Origin of the sequence: Ornithinimicrobium cerasi, from assembly GCF_003702705.1 — a bacterium.
In the GTDB taxonomy this organism is placed as follows: domain Bacteria; phylum Actinomycetota; class Actinomycetes; order Actinomycetales; family Dermatophilaceae; genus Ornithinicoccus; species Ornithinicoccus cerasi.
In genome coordinates, this window is the sequence record NZ_QZMN01000013.1 from 18,083 (window position 1) to 40,576 (window position 22,494).

20 protein-coding genes are annotated in these 22,494 nt (G+C 73.1%); 9 read left to right on the forward strand and 11 right to left on the reverse strand.

Annotation, left to right across the window (positions count from 1 at the left end):
- The first annotated feature begins 75 nt into the window (after nucleotides 1–75).
- The gene (locus D4B81_RS14460) at nucleotides 76–3,876 is read left to right on the forward strand and encodes an FtsK/SpoIIIE domain-containing protein (RefSeq protein ID WP_161965183.1); all 3,801 of its coding nucleotides are present in this window, start codon (nucleotides 76–78) and stop codon (nucleotides 3,874–3,876) included.
- Here D4B81_RS14460 and D4B81_RS14465 read toward each other — a convergent pair.
- Nucleotides 3,858–4,307, reverse strand: a complete 450-nt coding sequence (locus tag D4B81_RS14465) for a hypothetical protein (protein ID WP_161965184.1) — start codon at nucleotides 4,305–4,307, stop codon at nucleotides 3,858–3,860. The genes D4B81_RS14460 and D4B81_RS14465 overlap by 19 nt on opposite strands.
- Before the next feature lie 70 nt (nucleotides 4,308–4,377).
- Here D4B81_RS14465 and D4B81_RS14470 point away from each other — a divergent pair, with 70 nt between their 5' ends.
- A complete protein-coding gene (locus tag D4B81_RS14470) occupies nucleotides 4,378–4,914 on the forward strand; it encodes a PGPGW domain-containing protein (RefSeq protein WP_122263376.1) in 537 nt (178 codons plus the stop codon).
- On the opposite strand, the gene D4B81_RS14475 is transcribed toward D4B81_RS14470, so the two are convergent.
- Genes D4B81_RS14475 through D4B81_RS14485 form a run of 3 tightly spaced genes read right to left on the reverse strand, consistent with a single transcriptional unit; the run spans nucleotide 4,901 to nucleotide 7,815 of the window.
- A complete protein-coding gene (locus tag D4B81_RS14475) occupies nucleotides 4,901–5,530 on the reverse strand; it encodes a P-loop NTPase family protein (RefSeq protein ID WP_202613708.1) in 630 nt (209 codons plus the stop codon). The two genes, D4B81_RS14470 and D4B81_RS14475, sit on opposite strands and share 14 nt — an antisense overlap.
- 12 nt (nucleotides 5,531–5,542) lie before the next feature.
- Entirely contained in the window at nucleotides 5,543–7,078 is a 1,536-nt protein-coding gene (gene miaB, locus D4B81_RS14480; RefSeq protein ID WP_122263378.1) for a tRNA (N6-isopentenyl adenosine(37)-C2)-methylthiotransferase MiaB, read from the reverse strand.
- Nucleotides 7,075–7,815: a YoaK family protein gene (locus D4B81_RS14485; RefSeq protein WP_202613709.1), complete on the reverse strand. Its 741-nt coding sequence runs from the start codon at nucleotides 7,813–7,815 to the stop codon at nucleotides 7,075–7,077. The genes miaB and D4B81_RS14485 overlap by 4 nt, the downstream gene beginning before the upstream one ends.
- A gap of 140 nt (nucleotides 7,816–7,955) precedes the next feature.
- On the opposite strand from D4B81_RS14485, the gene D4B81_RS14490 reads away from it, so the two are divergent.
- Nucleotides 7,956–8,510 carry a DUF5709 domain-containing protein gene (locus D4B81_RS14490; protein WP_122263380.1) on the forward strand — a complete coding sequence of 185 codons (555 nt, stop codon included), beginning with the start codon at nucleotides 7,956–7,958 and terminating at the stop codon, nucleotides 8,508–8,510.
- A gap of 12 nt (nucleotides 8,511–8,522) precedes the next feature.
- Here the strand turns inward: D4B81_RS14490 and D4B81_RS14495 are convergent, their stop codons facing one another.
- Entirely contained in the window at nucleotides 8,523–9,185 is a 663-nt protein-coding gene (locus D4B81_RS14495) for a regulatory protein RecX (protein ID WP_122263382.1), read from the reverse strand.
- Nucleotides 9,185–10,285: a recombinase RecA gene (gene recA, locus D4B81_RS14500; protein WP_097187970.1), complete on the reverse strand. Its 1,101-nt coding sequence runs from the start codon at nucleotides 10,283–10,285 to the stop codon at nucleotides 9,185–9,187. Before recA ends, D4B81_RS14495 begins: the two co-directional genes overlap by 1 nt.
- Before the next feature lie 365 nt (nucleotides 10,286–10,650).
- Here recA and D4B81_RS14505 point away from each other — a divergent pair, with 365 nt between their 5' ends.
- From D4B81_RS14505 to D4B81_RS14515, 3 genes are all read left to right on the forward strand, one after another.
- Nucleotides 10,651–11,922 carry an aspartate kinase gene (locus D4B81_RS14505; protein ID WP_097187971.1) on the forward strand — a complete coding sequence of 424 codons (1,272 nt, stop codon included), beginning with the start codon at nucleotides 10,651–10,653 and terminating at the stop codon, nucleotides 11,920–11,922.
- A gap of 5 nt (nucleotides 11,923–11,927) precedes the next feature.
- A complete protein-coding gene (locus D4B81_RS14510) occupies nucleotides 11,928–13,031 on the forward strand; it encodes an aspartate-semialdehyde dehydrogenase (protein ID WP_122263384.1) in 1,104 nt (367 codons plus the stop codon).
- Between the two features lie 71 nt (nucleotides 13,032–13,102).
- Nucleotides 13,103–13,585, forward strand: coding sequence for a hypothetical protein (locus D4B81_RS14515; protein ID WP_122263386.1), 483 nt, complete (start codon nucleotides 13,103–13,105; stop codon nucleotides 13,583–13,585).
- A gap of 216 nt (nucleotides 13,586–13,801) precedes the next feature.
- On the opposite strand, the gene D4B81_RS14520 is transcribed toward D4B81_RS14515, so the two are convergent.
- Nucleotides 13,802–14,023 carry a DUF3046 domain-containing protein gene (locus D4B81_RS14520; protein ID WP_122263388.1) on the reverse strand — a complete coding sequence of 74 codons (222 nt, stop codon included), beginning with the start codon at nucleotides 14,021–14,023 and terminating at the stop codon, nucleotides 13,802–13,804.
- A gap of 9 nt (nucleotides 14,024–14,032) precedes the next feature.
- Nucleotides 14,033–14,956 (reverse strand): AEC family transporter, encoded by a 924-nt coding sequence (locus D4B81_RS14525; protein ID WP_122263390.1) that lies wholly within the window; start codon nucleotides 14,954–14,956, stop codon nucleotides 14,033–14,035.
- A 77-nt stretch (nucleotides 14,957–15,033) separates the two neighbouring features.
- Here D4B81_RS14525 and D4B81_RS14530 point away from each other — a divergent pair, with 77 nt between their 5' ends.
- Nucleotides 15,034–16,890, forward strand: coding sequence for a carboxyl transferase domain-containing protein (locus D4B81_RS14530; protein ID WP_097187976.1), 1,857 nt, complete (start codon nucleotides 15,034–15,036; stop codon nucleotides 16,888–16,890).
- Nucleotides 16,891–16,917: 27 nt separating this feature from the next.
- Here the strand turns inward: D4B81_RS14530 and D4B81_RS14535 are convergent, their stop codons facing one another.
- Genes D4B81_RS14535 through D4B81_RS14545 form a run of 3 tightly spaced genes read right to left on the reverse strand, consistent with a single transcriptional unit; the run spans nucleotide 16,918 to nucleotide 21,912 of the window.
- A complete protein-coding gene (locus D4B81_RS14535) occupies nucleotides 16,918–18,879 on the reverse strand; it encodes an ABC transporter ATP-binding protein (protein WP_202613710.1) in 1,962 nt (653 codons plus the stop codon).
- A complete protein-coding gene (locus tag D4B81_RS14540) occupies nucleotides 18,876–20,945 on the reverse strand; it encodes an ABC transporter transmembrane domain-containing protein (RefSeq protein WP_237566020.1) in 2,070 nt (689 codons plus the stop codon). Before D4B81_RS14540 ends, D4B81_RS14535 begins: the two co-directional genes overlap by 4 nt.
- Nucleotides 20,946–20,994: 49 nt before the next feature.
- Nucleotides 20,995–21,912: a LysR family transcriptional regulator gene (locus D4B81_RS14545; protein ID WP_161965185.1), complete on the reverse strand. Its 918-nt coding sequence runs from the start codon at nucleotides 21,910–21,912 to the stop codon at nucleotides 20,995–20,997.
- Between the two features lie 118 nt (nucleotides 21,913–22,030).
- On the opposite strand from D4B81_RS14545, the gene D4B81_RS18205 reads away from it, so the two are divergent.
- Both D4B81_RS18205 and D4B81_RS14550 read left to right on the forward strand, forming a co-directional pair.
- Nucleotides 22,031–22,207, forward strand: coding sequence for a hypothetical protein (locus tag D4B81_RS18205; protein WP_161965186.1), 177 nt, complete (start codon nucleotides 22,031–22,033; stop codon nucleotides 22,205–22,207).
- A gap of 85 nt (nucleotides 22,208–22,292) precedes the next feature.
- Nucleotides 22,293–22,493 carry a hypothetical protein gene (locus tag D4B81_RS14550; protein ID WP_122263394.1) on the forward strand — a complete coding sequence of 67 codons (201 nt, stop codon included), beginning with the start codon at nucleotides 22,293–22,295 and terminating at the stop codon, nucleotides 22,491–22,493.
- The last annotated feature ends 1 nt before the right edge of the window (nucleotide 22,494 follow it).

The window sequence follows — 22,494 nt, forward strand, 5'->3', positions numbered from 1 at the left end:
GCCGCACCTGTGGACAACCTGCGCCCTGTGGATGACGGCCCCGTCGATGAGGTCGGGAAGCCCACGATGAGGGGTGTGCGGATCATCGTCACGACAGCCGGAGCCGGAGGACCGCGCACCTGGGTGGTCCGGGCGCCGGGCGCCACCACCCTCGGCCAGCTGCTCCCCCGGCTCGGCCGGGGGTGCGCCCCCGACCTCACGGGTCGGGCGGTGCGACACGGGTATGCCGTGGACGCACCAGGTGGCGACCTCGCGCCGGACGGACCGTCGTCCCCCACCGGGTCGAGGCCGACGGGGACCACGTCCCCTCCCGGTCCGACGACCCTGGGCAGGTTGGTGGTGGACGCCGGACCGGACGCCGGGGGCTGGCTCGCCCTCCCCCCGGGTCGATGGCGGACGGTAGGCCGGGACCCCCAGTGCGACCTCGTCATCGACGACCCCGGGCTCTCCCGGCGCCACCTGCGGGTGCGTCACGGCCGCCACGGGTTCGAGGTGGAGGACCTCGGCTCGACCAACGGCGTCCACCCCCTCGACGACGGTGGGGGCACGGCGCTCTCCCCGGGCACGCGGCTGCGCATCGGGGGCTCCGTGGTCCGCCTGGAGACCACCGACTCACCCCACGCCACCGGCCGTGAGCACGACGGACGACTCGTCATCACGCCGTGGCCGAGGGTCGCCCCCCTGCCGTCGGCCACCGAGCTGCGCACGCCCGGGCGTCCGGCCCGGCGGCACGTGCAGCCACCCAGCGCCTGGTCCTGGGCGCTGCCGCTCGTCGCTGCCGGGCTCGCCGCCCTGCTGCTGCGGATGCCGCTCCTCCTGGTCTTCGGCCTGCTCGGGCCGACGATGGTGCTCGGGCAGCATCTCGGTGACCGACGCAGCTCGCGGGTCGAGCACGAGGTCGCGACCCGCGCCTGGGCGGCAGCCGCTGCCGACGCGGACGCCCAGGTCCGTCGTGCCGTCGAGCGCGAGCGGAAGGTGCGCCGGGACCGTGACCCCGGCATCGCCGGCGTCGTCCGTGCCCTGGTGCCGCGGCCCACGACGGCGCTGTGGGCCCGGGCTGCGGAGGCACCGACCGTCGTGCTGGGCGAGGGGACCGACATCTCGCTGACCAGCCTCGACGGCCGACCGGTGCCGGTGGACGAGGTTCCCGTCACCCTGGACCTCTCCGACCCGGTGGTCGTGATCGGTCCACCGGGGCTGCGTGACGCGGCGGTGCGCTCCTGGATCCTGCAGCTCGCCACCTCCATCCCTCCTGGCGCCCTGTCGATCACCGTGGACCCTGACGAGCCCCCAGGTGGTTTCGACCTCCTCGGGTGGCTTCCCCACACCGTCCCCCACGGCTCACCGCGGGCGTCCCTCACCCTGAGGTGGGGTACCGACCTGATCCTCGTCGAGGAGGTGGCCGACGCTCCCCCCGGGCTGGCCCGGGTCCACGTGGTGGGGACCACCCGGGGCGTCCTGGAGCGACCCGGGGAGCCACCGAGGACTTTCCGTCCCACCCTGGTCGGCCGGCTGAGGTCGCGGGCGCTGGCCAGGTGCCTCGCCGGCCTCCACGACGGCTCCGCCGGGACGACCGGCACCGTCCGCACGACCATGCTGGGGGACCTGGTGCCGTGGCCCTCGACCACCTGCGAGGTCCTGAGCGGCTGGTCCTCACCGCACGCACAGCTCGACGTCCCGGTCGGGACGGCAGAGGACGGCCGTCCCGTGGTGCTCGACCTGGACCGGCAGGGCCCCCATGCCCTGATCGCCGGCACGACCGGCTCGGGAAAGTCCGAGCTGCTCAGGACCCTGGTCACCTCTCTCGCCCTGAACAACCCACCCAGCCGCCTCTCGATGTTGCTCATCGACTACAAGGGCGGATCCTCCCTCGGTGAGTGCGCCCGGTTCCCGCACTCGACCGGCCTGGTCACCGACCTGGACCCCCATCTCGCCGACCGCGTGCTCACCTCTCTGCGGGCCGAGCTCGTGCGCCGCGAGAGGGTCCTCGGCGTCGCCGGGGTCCGCGACCTGCGCGACTACCGCGGCGATGACGTCGGACGTCTCGTGGTCGTGGTGGACGAGTTCCGGGTGCTCGCGGAGGAGATCCCGGACTTCGTGCCCGGTCTGGTCAGGGTCGCGACGGTCGGCCGCAGCCTGGGCCTCCACCTGGTGCTCGCCACCCAGCGTCCGGCTGGAGTGGTCACCTCCGACCTGCGGGCCAACGTCAACCTCCGCGTGGCGCTGCGGGTCCGGGACGAGGCCGACAGCCGCGACGTCCTGGAGTGCCCCGACGCCGCAGGCCTTCCGCAGTCCGAGCCTGGTGTGGCGTTGGTGCGCAGCGGAGCTGAACCGCCGTCGTCGCTCCGTGTCGCACCGGTCGGCCCCCCCACCACCCACCACGACGACGACGGGTGGTCCGTGCACGAGGTGCGGGACGTCTGGGACGGTTGGCGGACCCTCCACCGGGCGGAGGGCTCCCCCTCGACCAGGGACGGGCTCGCCGGTCTGCCTGACCTGCTGAGCCGCGCGGCCGCCGACGGGCGGGAGGAGTCGCCGCGCGTGTGGCTGCCGCCGCTCCCCGCGACGCTCAGCAGGGACGACGTCCTGCACGACCTGCCGCAGGCAGGTGGCACTCCCCCGGCCTGGGCACTCGCGGACCGACCGGACCTGCAGCGGCGAGAACCGATGGTGTGGACAGGCCGGGCGCACGTCGGCCTGGTCGGTGCCGCGCGCACCGGCCGGACGACCGCGCTGGCCACCCTCGCTGGGAGCGTGGGCCAGGCCTTCCTGTACGTCCTCGACCCGGGCCGCGGCCTCAGCACCACGTTCCTGCGCCAGCACCCCAGGGTGCTGGCCTGGGTCCAGCCCGGCGATCGTGCGCACGGTCTGCGCGTTCTGGAGGTGCTCAACGACATGGTCGACGAGCGGCGCGCCGCACCCACGTCGGACCGGATCCCCGTCGTCGTCCTGGTCGACGGGTGGGACCGGTGGGTCGCCGAGTATGCCGACCTCGACTCCGGCAGGGGCGTGGAGCTGGCCCTCCGCCTGCTGCGGGAGGGCCCCTCCGCCCAGGTGGTCCTCGCCCTCAGCGGCGACCGTTCGCTCCTCACCGGACGCGTCGCGGCAGAGCTGCCCGAGGTGTGGGCGCTGCGGCTCAACGACCAGGCTGACCTGGCGCTGGCCGGGCTGGCGGGCCGATACGCAGCAGCGCACCAGCCACCCGGTCGCGCCGTACGCACCCGCGACGGGGTGGTGGCCCAGGTCGTCCTCCCGCCACACGACCCTCCCGCGGACCCTGCCGTGGACGTCACTCCCGAGGACGTCGTCCCGCCGCACCTCGTGTCCCTGCCCGCCCGGGTCGGCTCCGCCACGGGCTGGGCGGTCGGCGGGGACCTGGCGAGACCCCTGCCCGTCCCTGCGGGATCGGTCCTCGTGGTCGGTCCGCCCCGCTCCGGCGTGAGCACGACCCTGCGTCGCCTTCTCACCGAGCAGGGCGACGCCGACGCAGACGCTCGAACGGTGTCGGTCACCGCTGGAGCCGGAGACGCCGCGGACCTGGCCGGACAGCTCGCGTCGTCGTCCGTGTCCACGGTCGTCGTGGACGACGTCCACCTCCTCGCCGGGCAGGCCCTGGAGGACCTGATCCTGGAGTGGGCCGGGCGGACCGGGGGACGCCTGCTCGTCGGCGGCGTGCTGGACGAGTGCGTCAACCTCTACCGCGGGCTGGTGCCGCAGGTGGCGAAGCGCGGCACGGGGGTCATCCTCCAGCCCTCGTCCGCCCAGCACGGCTCGCTTCTGGGAGTGCGACCTCCCCTCGGGGACCCGCGCATCCCGGGCCGGGGCGTGCTGGTGCAGCGCGGGAGATGCACCCGGATTCAGGTGGCGGGCCCGTGACCCTCCAGCCTCCCCATGAGGAAGGTCGAGCCCACCGTCGCGACGCTCGCCATGAGCACGAGCCCCGCGAGCCACCACGGCGCGAACTGGAACATCGCGATGCCGAGGGCCACCAGCAGGAAGTTCGCCGCGATCGCCGGGGCCTGCGCCCGAGGGTGACGCTGCCACAGGCCCCTGGCCGTGTAGGACAGCCCGATGACGAAGACCACCATGGTCACCACCGACATGATGATGACCAGGGGGTCCGAGCCCGCCCCGATCGCGAGCTCGTAGAGGTAGAAGACGGCGATCCCGGCCAGCGCGAGGGCCTCGAGCCCGACGAGGGCGGCCGCGGTCCGCCCGGCGAGCAGCTCCCTGGGCGTCGGGTCCGTGGTGGCGTTGCGGGGCGGCGCGGCGGCCGCGTCGTCGGGCCGGGGGTCGCTGACGGGCATGCGCGCCATCGTAGGCGGCGGCGTCGACCGACCCAGCGCACCGTCAGGGTCGGCACCTACCCTGTCCACCATGCGCGACATCGCCGCCGGCGCCGCCAAGCGTCTGGCCCTGGAGATCCTGGGCTGGACGGTGCTCTGCCTGGGCCTCCTCGCGCTCTTCCTCCCCGGCCCCGGCCTCCTGCTGACCTTCGCGGGCCTGGCCGTGCTGGCCACCCAGTACACCTGGGCCCGCAACCTGACCCAGCCGGTGAAGATCAAGGCCCTGCGCGGTGCCGCCGAGGGTGTGGAGACCCGACCGCGGATCGCGCTGTCCGCGCTCGTCGGCCTCGTCATGACCGCGGTCGGCATCTACTGGGTGCTGTCTCCTGCGGCCCCGGGCTGGTGGCCGCTGGCCGAGCAGTGGTGGCTCTTCGGGGGCCCTGCCGTGGGCTGGACCATGATCGGCTCGAGCGTCATCGCGATCGGCCTGCTCGTCTACTCCGTCCGCCGCTTCCACCACCGTCCCGACTCCATCGCGGAGCTGGTCCGGATGGAGTCCGCCCACCGTCGCCGGGTCGCCGCCCGCAAGGAGGCACGACGCCGCCTCACGGCGATCAAGGAGGGCTGAGGCCGCCCTCGGTCCGGGCCACGCCGGACCCTCGCCCAGGTCGCACGGGCGCACTGTCATCCGCAGGACCCAGCTCCCGGAGGAGACGCCCCAGGTCGCGCGGATGGGTCAGCCTCAGCACGGGTGTGCCGCCGGGCTCGCCCTCCCAGGCCAGGATCCTCCTGCGCTTGCGGGCGAAGCTCCGGAAGTGCCACACCAGGATCGACTCGCGGGACACGATCTGCCGCAGCGTCTCCCGGTTGCCGTTGCAGACCTCGGTGCGCAGCAGCCACCGGTGCGCCGTACGCCGGAGGAGCCGGGCGAGGCTGAGCAGGCGCGGGTAGTCCAGCGCGACGACGACCTCCACCCGCGGCAGGACCAGGTCCGACCACTTCGCGTACGCGCTGTCCATCAGCCACCGCTCACCGGCCACCAGCCCCGAGACGATCTGCCGCTGCTCCTCCGTCGGCCGCTCCACCCAGCCCGGCAGCCAGCCGACCTCGTCGTCCACGAGGTGGACGGGCAGCCCGAGCACCTCTCCCAGCCGCACTGCTGCGGTGGTCTTCCCGGACCCGGTCACGCCGTAGACGAGGACCCTGGAGGCGCCCCGCAGGTCACCGATCGTCCCCCGGCTCACGGTCGTGGACGCTCAGTCGGTGGGGCAGCAGACCGCGACGGGGGTCTGGCGCGGCACGGGCGCGCCGACGGAGGGTATGCCGAGGCTCACCGCAGGCTTGCGCGTCACCCCGTCCGTGACGGCCCCGTCGCCCTGGAGGGCCGCCCACGCGTCCCCGCCCCGGGTGCGGCGCACGGCATACCCGCCACCCCGCACGCCGGAGTCGGCGATGAGGTGGTGGGGCGCGCCGTAGGTGACCCCGACGGTGACCACGTCACCGGGGCGCGGACGCTCGGCGCCGGGCGGGACGCCCACGTGGACCAGCCGGTTGTCGCGCGCACGACCCGACAGGCGCTCAGTCTCGGCATCCTTGCGGCCCTCCCCCGGCGCGACGAGCACCTCGACCTCACGGCCCTCCAGGGCCCGGTTGCCCGCCCAGGACACCTCCTCCTGCACTGCGATGAGCCGGTCGAAGCGTTCCTGCACGACCTCCTTGGGCACCTGGTCCGGCATGGTCGCCGCCGGCGTGCCGGGCCGGATGGAGTACTGGAAGGTGAAGGCGCTGGAGAACCGGGAGGCACGGACCACGTCGAGGGTGCCCTGGAAGTCCTCCTCGGTCTCGCCGGGGAAGCCGACGATGAGGTCGGTGGTGATGGCCGCGTCCGGGATCCGGTCGCGAACCCGGTCCAGGATGCCGAGGAACCGCCCGGCGCGGTAGGAGCGGCGCATGGCCCGCAGCACCCGGTCCGAGCCGGACTGCAGCGGCATGTGCAGGCTGGGCATGACGTTCGGCGTCTCGGCCATCGCGGCGATGACGTCGTCGGTGAACGCGGCCGGGTGGGGGCTGGTGAAGCGCACCCGCTCCAGCCCTGCGACCTCGCCGCAGGCGCGCAGCAGCTTGCCGAAGGCCAGCCGGTCGCCGAACTCGACGCCGTAGGTGTTGACGTTCTGGCCCAGGAGGGTGATCTCGACGACCCCCTGGGCCACGAGCGCCTCGATCTCGGCGAGGATCTCCCCGGGACGCCTGTCCTTCTCGGTGCCGCGCAGCGCGGGCACGATGCAGAACGTGCAGGTGTTGTTGCAGCCCACGGAGATCGAGACCCAGGCGGAGTAAGCCGAGTCACGCCGGGTGGGCAGGGTGGAGGGGAAGACCTCCAGCGACTCGAGGATCTCCACCTCGGCGGCCCTGTTGTGGCGGGCCCGGTCCAGCAGCGCCGGGAGGGAGCCCACGTTGTGGGTGCCGAAGACGACGTCGACCCAGGGCGCGCGCTCGACGATGGTCGAGCGGTCCTTCTGGGCCAGGCAGCCGCCGACCGCGATCTGCATGTCCGGGTTGGCGACCTTGGCGGGGCGCAGCTGGCCGAGGTTGCCGTAGAGCTTGTTGGCGGCGTTCTCCCGGACGGCGCAGGTGTTGAACACGACCACATCCGCGACGGAGGGCCGGTCGGGCGTCGGCACGCTGGCGAGGTCGACGTAGCCCGCCGTCTCCAGGAGTCCGGCCAGGCGCTCGGAGTCGTGCACGTTCATCTGGCACCCGTGGGTGCGCACGTCATAGGTCTTGGTGCTCATCGCACCGTCCAGGGTACGTGGTCCAGGAGGGGCGGGACCGCCACGAGCAGCAGCAGCCCGGCGGGCACGAGAAGGACCACGAAGCCGAGGGCCACGTAGCCGACCGCCCCCAGCACCCCGCCGAGGAAGAACAGCCCGACGAGGGCGGAGAGCATCCAGAGCTTGCCGCGGTCACCCCGGACGGGCTCGGCGTCGGCCAGGCGGTTGCGGTAGGCCAGCTTGCCGAGCTCGATCCCGATGTCGGTCACCATCCCGGTGACGTGGGTGGTGCGGATGGTGGCCTCGGAGACCTTGGTGATGAGGGCGTTCTGCTGGCCCATGACGAAGCAGAGCACCGCCACGAGCAACCACTCGCGGTGGGCCCACGTCACCTCGTCGGCGAGCCCGCCCACGACCAGGACGAGGACCGCCTCGGTCAGCAGGACGAGCGCGAAGCGGTCGCCCCGGGCCCGGCGGCGGGCCCAGTTGAACTGGACGGCGCAGGCCATGGCGCCGAGGAGGAAGAAGGCGATGGAGACCAGGCCCAGGCCGACCAGGCGTCCCCCGCCGAGGACGAGCTGGTCGGCGACGCCCGCGGTGATGCCGGTCATGTGTGACGTGTAGAAGCCGACGGCGACGAAGCCGACGGAGTTGAGCACGCCCGCGACCCAGGCGAGGAGGTAGGCCAGGTGGCGGTTGAGTCGTTCGTCCCGGACCGCCCCGGCCAGCCGGAGGAGGTGCCAGTCAGGCAGGGTCACGGACCCAGCCCACCACACCGGGACCGACCTCCGACCAGCGGGTTGTCGGGGTGAGCGACACCTCGTCACCTCGCGGTGGTGGCCGGGGCACGGCGGCGTAAGGTGGGGCCGACGGCACCAGCAGCGAAGGAGCAGCAGCCATGAGCGACCAGGCGGACCGGGAGCAGATGGGCGACGACCTCGGGGTGTGGAGCGTCGACGCCGAGGACCAGCTGCAGCCCGAGGACACCCTGGACGGTGACGGCGACCCGCTGGACCGTGGATACGTGGCCGCCGATCGCCTGCACGGCTCGCTGGCCTTCGGTGTCACGGCCGAGGAGCAGCGCAGCGAGGAGACGATCGACCAGCGCATCCGCCAGGAGGTCCCTGACCCCTACTCCGCCTATGGCGCGCCCGACGACGAGTCCGGCATGGAGAAGGATGACGGCATGATCGGCGGGGACGACCCCGACGCCATCCGCGCCGAGCTCGACCACTACGGCGGTGAGGTCGGACGGGTCGGCCGCATCGTCGCCCCGGACGAGGGGAACGGGTCGGACCGGGAAGCCAGGATGATCGCCCGGGAGGGGCAGGCCACCAGCTGGGACTCCCCCGAGGAGTCGGCCATGCACTACGTGGACGGCGGCGACGAGGACGACCTGGTGGAGGAGGAGTGGCTGCCCTCCGACGCTCCCGCCCAGGACGAGGACGAGTAGGGGCAGCCGGGGTCAGTCGCGCAGGTGCTCCGGCAGGTCGTCCAGGGCCTCCCGGATGACCTGGTAGGACACCCCCGCGCCGTAGCCCTTGCGGGCCAGGAAGCCCGCCAGCCGCCGGGTCTGCACCTCTCGGTCGAGACCGCGCATCGTGCGCAGCCGTCGGGTGACGAGGGCACGGGCCTGCTCCCGCTCACGCTCGGGGTCGACCTCCTCCAGCGCGGCCTCGACGACGACGTCGGCCACCCCCTTGGCGCGCAGCTCGTGGCGTATGGCCTCGGCCGCCAGTCCCTTGGTCTCCTGGCGGGAGCGCACGAACATCTCGGCGTAGGCCTCGTCGTCGACGAGCCCGACCTCGCTCATGCGGTCGAGGATCCTCGCTGCCACCTCAGGGGCGCAGTCACGGTCACGCAGCTTGTCCTCGAGCTGCCGCCGGGTCCGTGGGCCCATCGCGAGCTGGCGGAGCACGATGCGACGGGCGGCCGCGTCCGGGTCGGGTTCGGTCCCGGCCGTCCCGGACCCGCCATGGCGCGTCGGCCCGCCGGTCCCGGTCGTCGGGGTGGTCGAGCTCGACGTGCTGGGCGAAGACACCGACGGGCGGAGCCCGGAGGCCCTCGCCGCCGCCTCCGCGGCCGCCAGCGCCTCCCGGGCGGCCGACAACCGGTCCGTCTCCGGCATCAGAAGTCGACCGGGACCTCACCCGTGACCGGGTCGACCCCGGCCGGCAGGTCGTCGACGGTGACCGGTCGGACGCCGACACCGAGCTTGGTCTTGATCTTGAGGTCGATCTCGTCGGCCAGGTCCGGGTTGTCCTTGAGGAACTGCCGGGCGTTCTCCTTGCCCTGGCCCATCTGGTCGCCCTCGTAGGTGTACCAGGCGCCGGACTTGCGCACGAAGCCGTGCTCGACGCCCATGTCGATGAGCCCACCCTCGCGGGAGATGCCGTGCCCGTAGAGGATGTCGAACTCGGCCAGCTTGAAGGGCGGCGCCACCTTGTTCTTGACGATCTTGGCGCGGGTCCGGTTGCCGACCGCGTCGGTGCCGTCCTTGAGCGTCTCGATGCGGCGCACGTCGATGCGGACCGAGGCGTAGAACTTCAACGCCTTGCCGCCGGTGGTCGTCTCGGGCGAGCCGAACATCACGCCGATCTTCTCGCGGAGCTGGTTGATGAAGATCGCGGTGGTCCCGGTGGTGCTGAGAGCACCGGTGATCTTGCGGAGGGCCTGCGACATCAGCCGGGCCTGCAGACCGACGTGGCTGTCCCCCATCTCGCCCTCGATCTCGGCGCGGGGCACGAGAGCCGCCACCGAGTCGATGACGATGATGTCGAGCGCCCCGGAACGGATCAGCATGTCGGCGATCTCCAGGGCCTGCTCCCCCGTGTCCGGCTGGCTGACGAGCAGCGCGTCCGTGTCGACACCGAGCGCCTTGGCGTAGTCGGGGTCGAGCGCGTGCTCGGCGTCGATGAAGGCCGCGATGCCGCCGGCGCGCTGCGCGCTGGCGACGGCGTGCAGCGCCACCGTGGTCTTGCCGCTGGACTCCGGGCCGTAGATCTCCACCACGCGCCCGCGGGGCAGACCACCGACTCCCAGCGCCACGTCGAGCGCGATGGAGCCGGTCGGGATCACCTGGATCGGCGGTCGGTCCTCGTCGCCGAGGCGCATCACGGAGCCCTTGCCGTGCTGCTTCTCGATCTGGGCCATCACCGTGTCGAGCGCGCGCAGCTTGTCGCTGCCGACGCGCTCCGCGCTGCTGGCGGGTGCCGTCTTCGTGGCCATGTCCTGCTCCTTCGTCCTCGTGGTGAGCGCGCCTGCCTTCGACAGTCCTCGGCCGTCGGGCCTCCTGCCGGAGACGCCTCGCCCGTGTGCTGTCAGACGCTAGGTGCTCGCACCGACAGACCCGCCCCGTAACCCTGAGGCTGTGGATGACGGGCACCGTGGCCGGCACCGTGTGGACAACATTAATCGAATGTCTGTACGAAGACCCGTCGCCGCACCGGCGTGTCGACGCCATCCGGCCCGCCGACGCCCCGCTTCCCCGACGTCAACGTCAACCGCCGTTCCCGCCTACACTTGCCCCAACCCCTCGGGACCCTCGACACCGGCGTCAGCCCGAACCACGTCCTACCTCGCCCGGGAGTCCCATGGCCCTGCTCGTGATGAAGTTCGGCGGCTCCTCGGTCGCCGACGCCGAGGCCGTGCGCCGGGTCGCCCAGCGCGTCGTCGCGACCCACCGAGCCGGCAACCAGGTGGCCGTGGTCGTCTCGGCGATGGGCGACACCACCGACGAGCTGCTCGACCTGGCCGGGCAGATCGCCCCCGGCACCCCGCCCGAGCGCGAGATGGACATGCTCCTCTCCGCGGGCGAGCGCATCTCGATGGCGCTGCTCGCCATGGCCATCCAGCAGCTCGGGGTGTCCGCCCGCAGCTACACCGGCGCCCAGGCCGGCATGCGCACCGACACCGCGCACGGCCGCGCCCGCCTCCTCGACGTCCAGCCCGCGCGCGTCCGGGGCACCCTCGACGAGGGTGCGGTCGCGATCGTCGCCGGTTTCCAGGGCATCTCCACCGACGACGACATCACCACCCTGGGCCGCGGCGGCTCCGACACCACCGCCGTCGCCCTCGCCGCGGCCCTCGAGGCGGACGTCTGCGAGATCTACACCGACGTCGACGGCCTCTACACCGCCGACCCGCGCATCGTCCCCAGCGCCCGCCGGGTCACCCGCCTCACCATCGAGGAGACCCTCGAGATGGCGGCCCACGGCGCCAAGATCCTGCACCTGCGCGCCGTGGAGTACGCCCGCCGCTTCACCGTCCCGCTCCACGTCCGCAGCAGCTTCTCCGACAAGGAGGGCACCTGGATCCTGGTCGGACGACCCCTCACGGAGGACACCATGGAAGACCCCATCATCTCGGGCATCGCCCACGACACCTCCCTCGGCAAGGTGACGGCGGTCGGCATACCCGACCGTCCCGGGGCGGCGGCGGCGGTCGTCGGCGCGGTCGCCCGGGCCGGCGTCTCGATCGACATGATCGTGCAGAACGTCTCGACCTCGGACGCGCACACCTCCGACATCTCCTTCACCATCCCCGAGACCGACGGGCAGGTCGCGGTCGCCGCGGTCCGCGCGCTGCAGGAGGCGATGGGCTTCGCCGACGTCCTCTACACCAGCCACGTCGGCAAGCTCTCGCTCATCGGGGCCGGGATGCGCTCCAACCCCTCGGTGGCCCACCAGCTCTTCCAGGCCCTGGCCGACGCGGGTGTCAACATCGAGATGATCAGCACCTCGGAGATCCGGATCTCGGTGATCTGCGACCAGGCCGACATCACCGACGCCGTGCGCGCGGTGCACACCGCGTTCGGGCTGGACGCCGACGACGAGGCCGTGGTCTACGGCGGGACGGGACGGTGAGCGGTATGGCGCACAGCAGCAGGCACCTCCACGTCGCCGTCGTCGGCGCCACCGGTCAGGTCGGTGCGGTCATGCGCCGCCTCCTCTGCGAGCGGGCCTTCCCGGTCGCCTCGGTGCGCTACCTCGCCTCCTCGCGCTCGGCCGGCACCGAGCTGGCGTGGGACGGGTCGCCGAACGGCCTGGACGGGTATGCCGCGCCGCGCCGGATCGTGGTCGAGGACGTCGCGACGGCCGACCTCACGGGGATCGACGTCGCCCTCTTCTCCGCGGGTGGGGCGGCCTCCCGCGAGCACGCCCCGCGCTTCGCGGCCGCCGGTGCGGTGGTCGTGGACAACTCCTCGGCCTGGCGGATGGACGAGCGGGTACCGCTCGTGGTGAGCGAGGTGAACCCGGACGACATCCGGCTCGCGCTCGGGCCCGGCGCGTCACGGATCGTGGCCAACCCCAACTGCACGACGATGGCGGCGATGCCGGTGCTGCGCCCCCTCCACGAGGAGGCGGGGCTGGAACGGCTGCGGGTGGCGACCTACCAGGCGGTCTCCGGCTCGGGTCTGGCCGGGGTCAGCGAGCTGGGCGACCAGGTCCGGGCCGCGCTGACGGGGAGCATCCCGGTCGAGTCGCTGACCCACGACGGCTCGGCGGTGACGATGCCCGCCCCGGCCACCTACGTGGCGCCGATCGCGTTCAACGTCCTCCCGCTGGCCGGCGACCTCGTCGAGGATGGCGAGACGTCGGAGGAGGTCAAGCTGCGCCTCGAGTCGCGCAAGATCCTCGGCATCCCGAACCTCGCCGTCTCCGGCACCTGCGTGCGCGTGCCCGTGTTCACCGGTCACAGCCTGGCGATCCACGCCGAGTTCGGCTCGCCCATCACCCCGGAGCAGGCCACGAAGCTGCTCGACGACGCCCCGGGCGTCGAGCTCGCCGACGTCCCGACGCCGCTGACGGCCGCCGGCCAGGACCCGTCCTACGTCGGCCGGATCCGCGTCGACCAGAGCGTCCCCGACGGCCGCGGGCTGGTGATGTTCGTCAGCAACGACAACCTGCGCAAGGGTGCCGCCCTGAACGCCGTGCAGATCGCCGAGCGGCTGCTGGAGCTCGACCGCGCCTGAACCCCAGCTCCCTGCAGCCTGCCCGGACACGCCGACAGGACACGGGCGACGGCAGTTGCCAGAGTGGGGCCATGACCGACGACACCAGCCAGCCCGGCAGCACCCCGTTCACCGACGACGAGCACGAGCTCATCCGGCGGTCCGCCTTCGGCGCCATCGCCCTCGTCTCGCGCTCGGACCCGGGTTTCTTCTCGATGTTCAAGGAGTCGATGGCCGGGTCCAAGGCGCTGCAGGAGGCACCGGAGGGTGTCAAGGCGCTGCTGAGCGAGGGAGGTTTCCCGACACCGCCCGCCGGCTCGCCGGAGGAGGTGGAGGAGACGCTCCTGGCCGACCTCGGACAGACGATGCGCGTGCTGCGCGCCAAGGCCCCGACGCAGGCCCAGGCCTACCGCGACGTCATCCTCGCGGCCTCCGACCGGGTGGCCGCTGCCTCTGACGGCGTCGCCGCCGAGGAGCAGCAGATGATCGAGAAGATCCGGGCCGCCCTGTCCGACGGGATCGCGGGCGACCCGCCGGTCGGTGACACCGCCGTCGACGCCCCGCGCCACGGCTGACTCACCCTTCACCCCCCCTCCCCACTCCCCGCTCCGCACTCCGCACTCCCCGCTCCCCCACTCCCCACTCACAGGCTCGATCCCTCCTGACCGACGGATGCATGGGCCCGGAGGTATGCCTTCGCGCCTGTGAGTCGCGAGTCGGGGCGGGGGCGGCGCCGGGTGGGGCGGGGCGAGTCGGGGCGGGGCGAGTCGGGGCGGGGCGCGGGAGGGAGGTCAGCGGCGGCGGCGCGGCTCCGGGAGGAGCTGGTGCTCGGGAGGCACGTCGAGGTCGCGCACGACCGCCTCCCACACCTGCCGGATCGGCTCGCCGTCGGCGAGCGCCTGGTCGACCGTGCGCCCTCCCAGAGACCCCAGCACCCGCTGGTCGGCGACGATCGCGGCATACCCCCGTCCGAACTCCTGCTCCATCAGGGACCAGAACTCGCTCAGCCGCACCGGCCCACCCTAACCGCCGCCCCTCAGCCCGACGATCAGCAGCATCGCGGGCATGGCGAGCATCGTCGTGGCGAAGACGCAGTCGCGCGCGATGGTTTCACCGCGACCGTAGGCGACGGCGAGGATGAAGACGTTCTGGGCGGTCGGCAGCGCCGACATCACCACGGCGGCCAGCACCTCCACCCGGGACAGGCCGAGCCCGAGGGCGGTCAGGCCCGCCACGAGCGGCATCAGACCCAGCTTGAGCACCACCATGAGCGCCAGCTCGGCCAGGTTGCCCCTCCCCCGCGGCGGGGGCGAGAGCCGCAACGAGATGCCGAACGCCAGCAGCATCCCCGGGATCGCCAGCCCGCCCACCAGCTCCACCGGTGCCCGGACCACCGCGGGCAGCGAGAGAGCGGTCACCGCCACGAGCAGCCCGAGCAGGCTGCCGATGGTGAGGGGGTTCGTGAACGGGGAGCGGAGGAGCCGGGTGACCGACACCCGCCCCTGCCCTGTCGCATCGAGGGCGCCGAGCCACGCCGGCTGCAGCAGGAGGAGCTGCACCAGGATGATCGGCGCCGCCCACTGCGCGTCCCCGAGGACGTAGACCGCGATGGGGACGCCGAGATTGTTGGAGTTCACGTAGCTCACCCCCATCCCGCCCATGATGGCGTGGGTGAGCGGTCGCCTCAGGACCCACCGCGCGATGACGAGGTATGCCGCGCCCGTCACCACGATCCCGGCGAGCGTGGCGACCAGGAAGCCGGAGAACAGCACCCCGACGTCGGCGTCGGCCACCACGAGGAAGAGGAGCGCCGGGGAGCCCACCCAGAAGGTCAGCCGCGCCAGCATCCGCTGCTCGTCGACCCCGAACAGCCGGGTGTGCGCCAGCAGCCAGCCGACCGCGACGACCGCCGCGATCAGCCAGAAACCCTGCAGGACGGCCACCACGGGGACTGATTATCCGGCGTCCTGAGAGGGCCTGCTCGGGCGGGGCGACGGCCGTCCGCGCTGCTAGCCTCTCTCGAATGAGCGATGTGCGGGACGAGCAGCCCGGCAGGCCCCACCCGGACGCCCACGCCGACTACGAGACCGGCGACGGCGGCGTCACCCGCGACCTCCTCGACCGCCGCCCGGTCGTCCCGCGCACGGTCTCCACGCTGTACGAGACCCGCCCCGGGCTCAACCCCACCAAGGCGATCGGCAGGTTCCTGGAGGCGGTCAACCTGCAGGAGCGGCACGGCCACATGCGCGTCGTCGACGACCTCATCGGCCTGCAGCGCCGCGTGGGCGACACCATCGAGCACTACCGGGACAAGCTGCTCAACGCGGAGGCACGCAGCGGCTCGACCGAGTCGGCCAAGTTCGGGATCGGGCACTTCAACGGCCAGCGAGCCGTGGTCTACGTCGTGGACTGGGCCTTCTTCGCAGGGTCGCTGGGCGAGGTGGCCGGGGAGAAGTTCGTGCAGGCCGCCGAGCTGGCCGAGCGCGAGAGGTTGCCGCTGGTCAGCATGGGCGCCTCCTCCGGCGTCCGGCAGCACGAGAACGTCCTCGGGCTGATCCAGATGCAGCGTATGGCCGCGGCGGCCAACAAGTTCCAGCACACCACCAACCGCCCCTACATCTCGGTGCTCGCGGGCCAGGTCTGGGGCGGCATGTCCGCCAGCGCGGTCCCGGTCGCGGACCTCGTCGTCGCCCTCGAGGGGACCGACTACGGCTTCGCCGGGCGCCGGGTGATCGAGACCTTCGAGGGCCGGGCGGTGCCCAAGGGCATGCAGAGCGCGGAGGCCAACTACCTGGACCGCAACGTCGACCTCCTGGTGAAGGACGTGGACGAGCTCATCGAGTGGCTCGGTCGGATCTTCGACGCCGGCCGGTCGACGCACCGGATCCGGGCCCGGTCCGAGGGGCCTACGCGCCCCGCTGACGTCCTGCCGGGCGGACGGCCCGTGACCACGGGACCGGAGGGCTTCAGCGCCGCGCTGTGGGACCACCAGGTGACCGAGCAGGTCGTGCAGGTGCCCCGCGCCCGCCGCGACCAGCCAGACACCCCGCCCCGCGAGGCGCTGATGGCCCGCTACAACGAGATCGCCGCGGGCGCCGGACGGCTCGACACCGAGTTCTACCTGCAGAACGTCTTCGACTCCGCGGTGCCCTTCTACAACCACCTCCGGTTCGAGGAGGAGAAGAAGTACCCCAACATCATCGCCGGGCTCGGCATCATCGGGGACACCACCTTCATGGTCATCGGCGACCAGCCGTGCTACCAGGTCTCCGCGGGCTACGTCGGCAAGTCCCCCGCCAACCCCGGCCCCGAGGACTTCGAGTACGGCGTCCGCATGATGCAGGCGGCCCAGCGCTGGGGGCTGCCCATCGTCTTCTTCACCGACACCCTCGGGGCCCTGCCGACCATGGCCGCGGAGCGCCGAGGCCAGTCCCGCGCGATCGCCCAGAGCATCAAGACCTCCGCCTCCCACCCGTTCCCCACCGTGTCGGTCATCGCCGGGGCGATGGGCAGCGGCGGAGGGCTCGCGACGACACCGTTCGGCCGCCACACCGTCATGCTCGACAGCGCCCTGGGCTTCGTCTCCGAGCCGCGCTCGACGGCGACCATCCTCTACAACGAGTCCAACCCGAGCGTCGAGCAGGTGGCGATGACCCTGGAGACGATGCGTGCCTCCGCGGACGACCTGCGCCACCAGGGGCTGGTCGACGTGATCGTCACCGACGAGGAGGACCCCTACCTCACCGCCCGCGAGCTGCGCGTGGCGATCGTGGAGGGGTACAACCGCCAGGTCGGTCTCACCCCTCGCCGGTTGCGTCAGAAGGCCGACGAGAGGCTGCGCCCGAGGACCCTGGGCAAGCTCGCGGCCGACGCCGACTGACGCGACGCCGACCCACCCAGGCCCGGGTCAGCTGGTCCAGGCCCGCCACAGGGCGGCGTACTCGCCGTCCTGCTCCATGAGCTCGTCGTGGCTGCCCAGCTCGACGATGCGACCCTCCTGCACGACCGCGATCCGGTCGGCGTCGTGGGCGGTGTGCAGCCGGTGGGCGATCGCGACGACGGTCCGCCCGGTGAGCAGCGCGCTCATCGTCCCCTCCAGGTGCCGGGCCGTCCGCGGGTCGATCAGCGAGGTGGCCTCGTCCAGGACCAGGGTGTGCGGGTCGGCGAGGATCAGCCGGGCCAGCGCCACCTGCTGGGCCTGCGCCGGCGTGAGCGCCTGGTGGCCCGAGCCCAGCACGGTGTCCAGCCCCTGGGGCAGGGCCCGCACCCAGCCGGCGGCGTCCACGGTGGCGAGGGCACGCCATACCTCCTCGTCGGAGGAGCCGTCCCGGGCCAGCACGACGTTGTCGCGCACCGAGCCGCGGAAGACGTGGTGCTCCTGGGTGACGAGGGCGACCTCGCGACGCAGCAGGTCCAGCGGCAGCTCGACCAGCTCGACCCCACCGACCGTCGCCGAGCCCGAGCGGGGCCCGTGGATGCCGGACAGGAGCCGGCCGAGGGTGGACTTGCCGGATCCCGAGGGCCCGACGATCGCCAGCCGCTCCCCCTGCGCCAGCTCGAGGTCGACCCCGTGCAGGACGTCCTGACCCTCGCGGTAGGCGTAGCGCAGGTCCCGACCGGCCAGCTCGCTCCCGACCGGCCTGGCCGCGCCGGCGGTCCGGTCGGGCGGGACCTCGGCGATCCCGAGGAGGCGCGTCGTCGACGCCACCCCCACCTGCAGCTGGTCCACTGTGCCGACGAGGCGGTCGAAGGGGCCGTAGAAGGTCTCGATGTAGAGCATCGCGGCGGTGATCTGGCCGAGCGTCACCGCGTCCTGGGCGTAGAGGACGGCACCGACCACCAGGGTGATGACCCGCGGCAGCGAGAACGCCATGTCCATCACCGCGAAGAGGATGTTGCGCAGGGTCAGGCCGTAGCGCTCGGCCTGCGCGCTCACCTCGACGTCCTCGAGCGAGGCGCGCCGGCGCTCCTCCTGCAGCCCGAAGGCCTCCACGGTGCGGGACCCCTCGACGGTCTCGGTCAACGACGTGTTGATGAGCGAGTAGGTCGCACCCTCCAGCAGGTAGGCGGCCGGGGCGTGCTGCAGGTAGCGACGCACCTGCCACAGCGACAGCGACGCCGTGACCAGCGTCGGCACGGCGAGGGCCCAGGAGTTGAGCACCATCGCCACGACGGTGAGCAGCACCGTCACCACCCCGATGATGAACTCGGGCAGCGCCCACCGGACGGCCGAGCTCATCGACCCGACGTCCCGCGTCACCCGCGTCACCAGGTCTCCGGTGCTGGCGGACTCCACCTTGCCCAGGGGGAGCCGCAGCACGGCCCGGATGACGTGCTCGCGCGCCTCCGCGAGCACGTCCTGCCCGAGCACCGACGCCAGCCACTTGGCGGTGAAGGTGAGCACGGCCTGCGCGACGAGGATCCCCACGACCACCAGCGCGAGGTCGGTGACGACACCGGGCGCCGGACCGCCCTGGGCGGCGACGACGCGGTCCACGAGCCGGCCCAGGAGGAAGGGCACGGCCAGGCCGGCCGCGGCAGCCAGGGCGTTCGCGAGGGTCACCAGGGTGACGAGCCAGGCACGGCGGCGCAGCAGGTCGCGCAGGTAGTCCACGACGGTGCGCGGCGCCGCGACGGGCAGGCCCCGCACCGGCGTCCGGCTCTGCAGGAGGTTGGCTCGGGCCCGCTCCCGGCGCAGCCGGTGCCGCTGCCACAGGAGCCGGTGCCGCTCCCGCAGGCTGACCGTGCCGCGGGGAGGAGGACGCAGGTCCGGGGGCACGGCGGGGGCCCGCTCGCCCGCCTCGCGCCAGGTGCGTGCCGACTCGGCGGCGCGCACGGGGTCGGCGCCCAGGTGCGTGTCCAGGCTCATCGGTGGGTCACCTCCTCGGGGTGGTGCTCGGGTATGACGTGGGGCTGGTCGGTCGGGGCAGGCACCTCCCACGTGTCGGGTCCGCCGTGCACCGGGAGCCTCGGGGCTGCTGGCGCAGCCCCCGCCACCTCGGTCGTCGTCCCGACGGGCGGTGCGGAGGTCGTCCCCGCCTCCGCCGGAACGGCTGCGTCGGTGTCGCCGCCGCGGAGCACGGTGCGGCGGTAGCCCTCGTGCGTGGCCACGAGCTCGTCGTGGGTGCCGACCGCCACGACGCGGCCGTCCTCGAGCAGCACCACCTCGTCGGCGTGGTGCAAGAGGAGGGGTGAGGCGGTCATCACGACGGTGGTCCGACCCTGCCGGTGCTCCGGGAGCCGCTCGGCGATCCGGGCCTCGGTGTGGGCGTCCACCGCGGAGGTGGGCTCGACCAGCACCAGGACGGGGGCGTCCGCGGCGAGGGCCCGGGTGAGGACCAGCCGCTGGCGCTGACCCCCCGACAGCCCCCGGCCGCGCTCGTCGAGCAAGCCCTGCCACCCGCCGGGCACGATGTCGAAGACGTCCTCCGCCGCGGCCGCGTGCAGTGCCGACTCGGCCTGCTCCCGGGTCAGCCGACGGTGCGGGTCGACCGCGTCCTGCAGCGTGCCGGCGAACACGTGCGCGCCGGTGTCGCTGACGAGGACGGTCCGCCGCACCGCCTCGAGCGGGACGTCGGCGAGGTCGACGCCCCCGAGACGCACGCCCCACGGCCGGGAGGCGCGCTCCTCGTCCCGGGCGGCCAGCCGGGCCCGGGCCAGCTCGCGCTCCCGGCGGGCCCGCCTGGCCGCCCGCCCGGACGCCTCGTCGTCCTCCTCCGCGGAGAGGGTGTCGCTCCCGGGGAGGTAGCGTCCGAGCCGGTCGGCGAGGGCCGCGGAGTCGTCGGGGAGCGCGCTGACCACCATGGTCAGCCGGCCCGGCCGCACGCTCAGCCCGCTCTCCTCGTCCACCAGGTCGTCGGCCGGGTCGAGCGCCGACGGGGGGCGTGCCGGCCACGGGTCCGGCGTGCCGAGCACGCCGATGGTCTTGCGGGCGGCGACGAAGGAGCGGGTGATCTGCTGGGCCGCCTCGAAGACCACCCTGATGGGCTGCACGAGGAAGAGCGCGTAGCCGAGGAAGGTCACCAGCTGGCCGATCTGCAGCTCCCCGCGTCCGACGGCGCGCACGCCGAGCACCATGAGCGCGACGACGAACAGGCCCGAGAGGAGCACGCCGACCGCCTCGACGAAGGCTGCCCACCCACCCGCCTGGACCCCGGCGCGGCGCACCCGCTGACTCTGCGCGGCGTAGTTGTCGCCGAAGATCCGCTCCCCGCCGATACCGCGGAGGATCCGCAGCCCGGCGACGATGTCGGTCGCCATCGAGGTGAGCTCGGAGTCCCGCGAGCGCTCGCGCGTCTGGGCGGCCGACAGGGGTCGCAGGAGCACCGTCGAGACCAGCACGAGCAGGGGCGCGACCAGGAGGACGACCAGCCCGAGCGGGACCGAGATGTTCAGCACGATCAGGGCCACCACGGCATACGCGATGACGTTGCCGACGAGGCGCGAGACGATCTCGACGAAGTGGCCGAACTGCTCCCCGTCGCTGCCGTTGACCGACAGGACCTCGCCGGTCGGTGCCCGGCGGGTGAGGACGTGGCCCATCCGGGTCGTCTTGTTGGTGACCAGGCCGGTCTGGCCGTAGGACGCGACGAGCCAGGAGCGCACGACCACGGTGTGGTAGAAGACGCCGCTGCTCGCCCCGACCAGGGTGATGCCCAGCAGCACGAGGCACCACAGCAGGGTCCGGTCGACGTCGCCGGCCACGATGCCCTCGTCGATCGCCCGGCCGAAGACCCACGGGGTGAGCGCGGTGGGCAGCATCCAGACCAGGCTGCAGAGGCAGGCCGCCAGCATGAGGTCGGTCTGCTGCCGCAGGAGCCACCACAGGTAGCGGCCCGGGCTGCGGGTGTCGGGCGTGGCGGACGAGCCTGGCGTCCAGGCAGTCACGTTCGGGGGAAAGTCGCGCATGGCGTGCTCCAGCGTAGGCGTGAGCACCGACGCACCTCCACGGGTTATTCGACGGGGACGCGCCGGGGCCGCGACCTCAGCCGTCGGGCAGCGACTCCTGCTCCCGCCACACCTCCCGCATGGCGGACAGCGCGACCGCCACCGCCGGGCGCCGGGCGCTGTCCTCCCGGTGCACCGCGTGGATCCGACGGGTCGGCGCCTCGGCCAACGGCAGGCCCACGAGCCCCTCCGGCAACGACTCCCGCCCCAGCCGGGGCAGCAGGCACAGCCCGAACCCCTGGGACACGAGGGCCAGCCGGGGCGCCGAGGACTCGACGGTCGCGCCGATCCGGTGCTCCAGCCCGCGCGCCGTGAGCGCACCGCGCAGCCAGTCGCTGTAGACGCCCGGGGAGTCGTCCACCCACACATGGTCCCGGAGGTCGTCCAGGTCCACCCCGTCCGGCCCGGCCCTCAACCGGGAGGACCCGGGGGCGATGAGGTCCACCGGGTCCAGACCCAGCAGGTGGGCCTGCACCCCGCCGCCGACCACGACCTCGCGGTCGGTCCAGTCGTGCACGACGGCGATGTCGACCTCACCCCGTCGCAGCGCGTGCATGGACGCCTCGGGCGACATCTCGTGGACGGTGAGCTCGAGGTCCGGGTGGCGCGCGGCGAGCAGCCCGACCGCAGGGACGACCAGGCCGAGCAGCGCCGTGGGGAAGCCGGCCAGCACGAGAGGGCCGGCCACCTCCTCCCGGAGCGCCTCGAGGCGGGCGCGCGTCCGCTCGTCGAGGCCCTGCAGCTCCCGGGCCGCGTCGACGAGCACGGCGGCGGCGTCCGTGGGGACGAGCCGTCGACCCCGGCGGACCATCACCGGATGACCCACGGCCCGGTGCAGCCGCCCCAGCTGCTGGCTGACGGCCGACGGCGTCACCCGCAGCCGGTCCGCGGCGGCCTGCACCGTCCCCTCCTCCACGACGGCCTGCAGAGTCATCAGCTGCTCCGGACTAAACATGTAGTCATCCTTACACATACCCGGTAGTTCAGGTGACTTGTGCTAATCAGATGAACCTGCAAATGTTGTTCACGGTGGTCGTCCGGCCACCACCCGCACCGTTTCCCCGGAGGCCCCCGTGCCCGAGCTGGTCCTGCTCCTCACCCTGTCCGTCATCGCGCTGTTCCTCCTGGGCCGGGCCGTCGGCTCCCGCGGCGCCACCCCCTCCGGGCTGGCCCGGACTGTCGGCCGCGGCGGCCGTGCGCTGGCCAGCGTCGGCGAGAGCTACCGTCCGGTCGAGCACCTCCGCCACTGAGCCTCGCGACCGCGGCCCAGCCGCGGTCCCGGCCGTCCTGGGGGATGACAGAATGGGCGAAGACACCCCGACCCCTGGAGGACTCGTGAGCACTCGGCAGGACCTCGCCTGGTGGCAGAAGCCGCTCGTCGCGCTGAAGCTGTGGCGTCCGACCTACCGGACCCTGCACCACGAGGTGCGTGACATGGAGCGGCCCGCCGTGCCGCAGGTGACCGGCGCCTACGGCAACCGGGTGGACCTGGGCAAGCGGCGTCGTCTGGTCCCGCAGTCCGGCGACCGGGACTGAT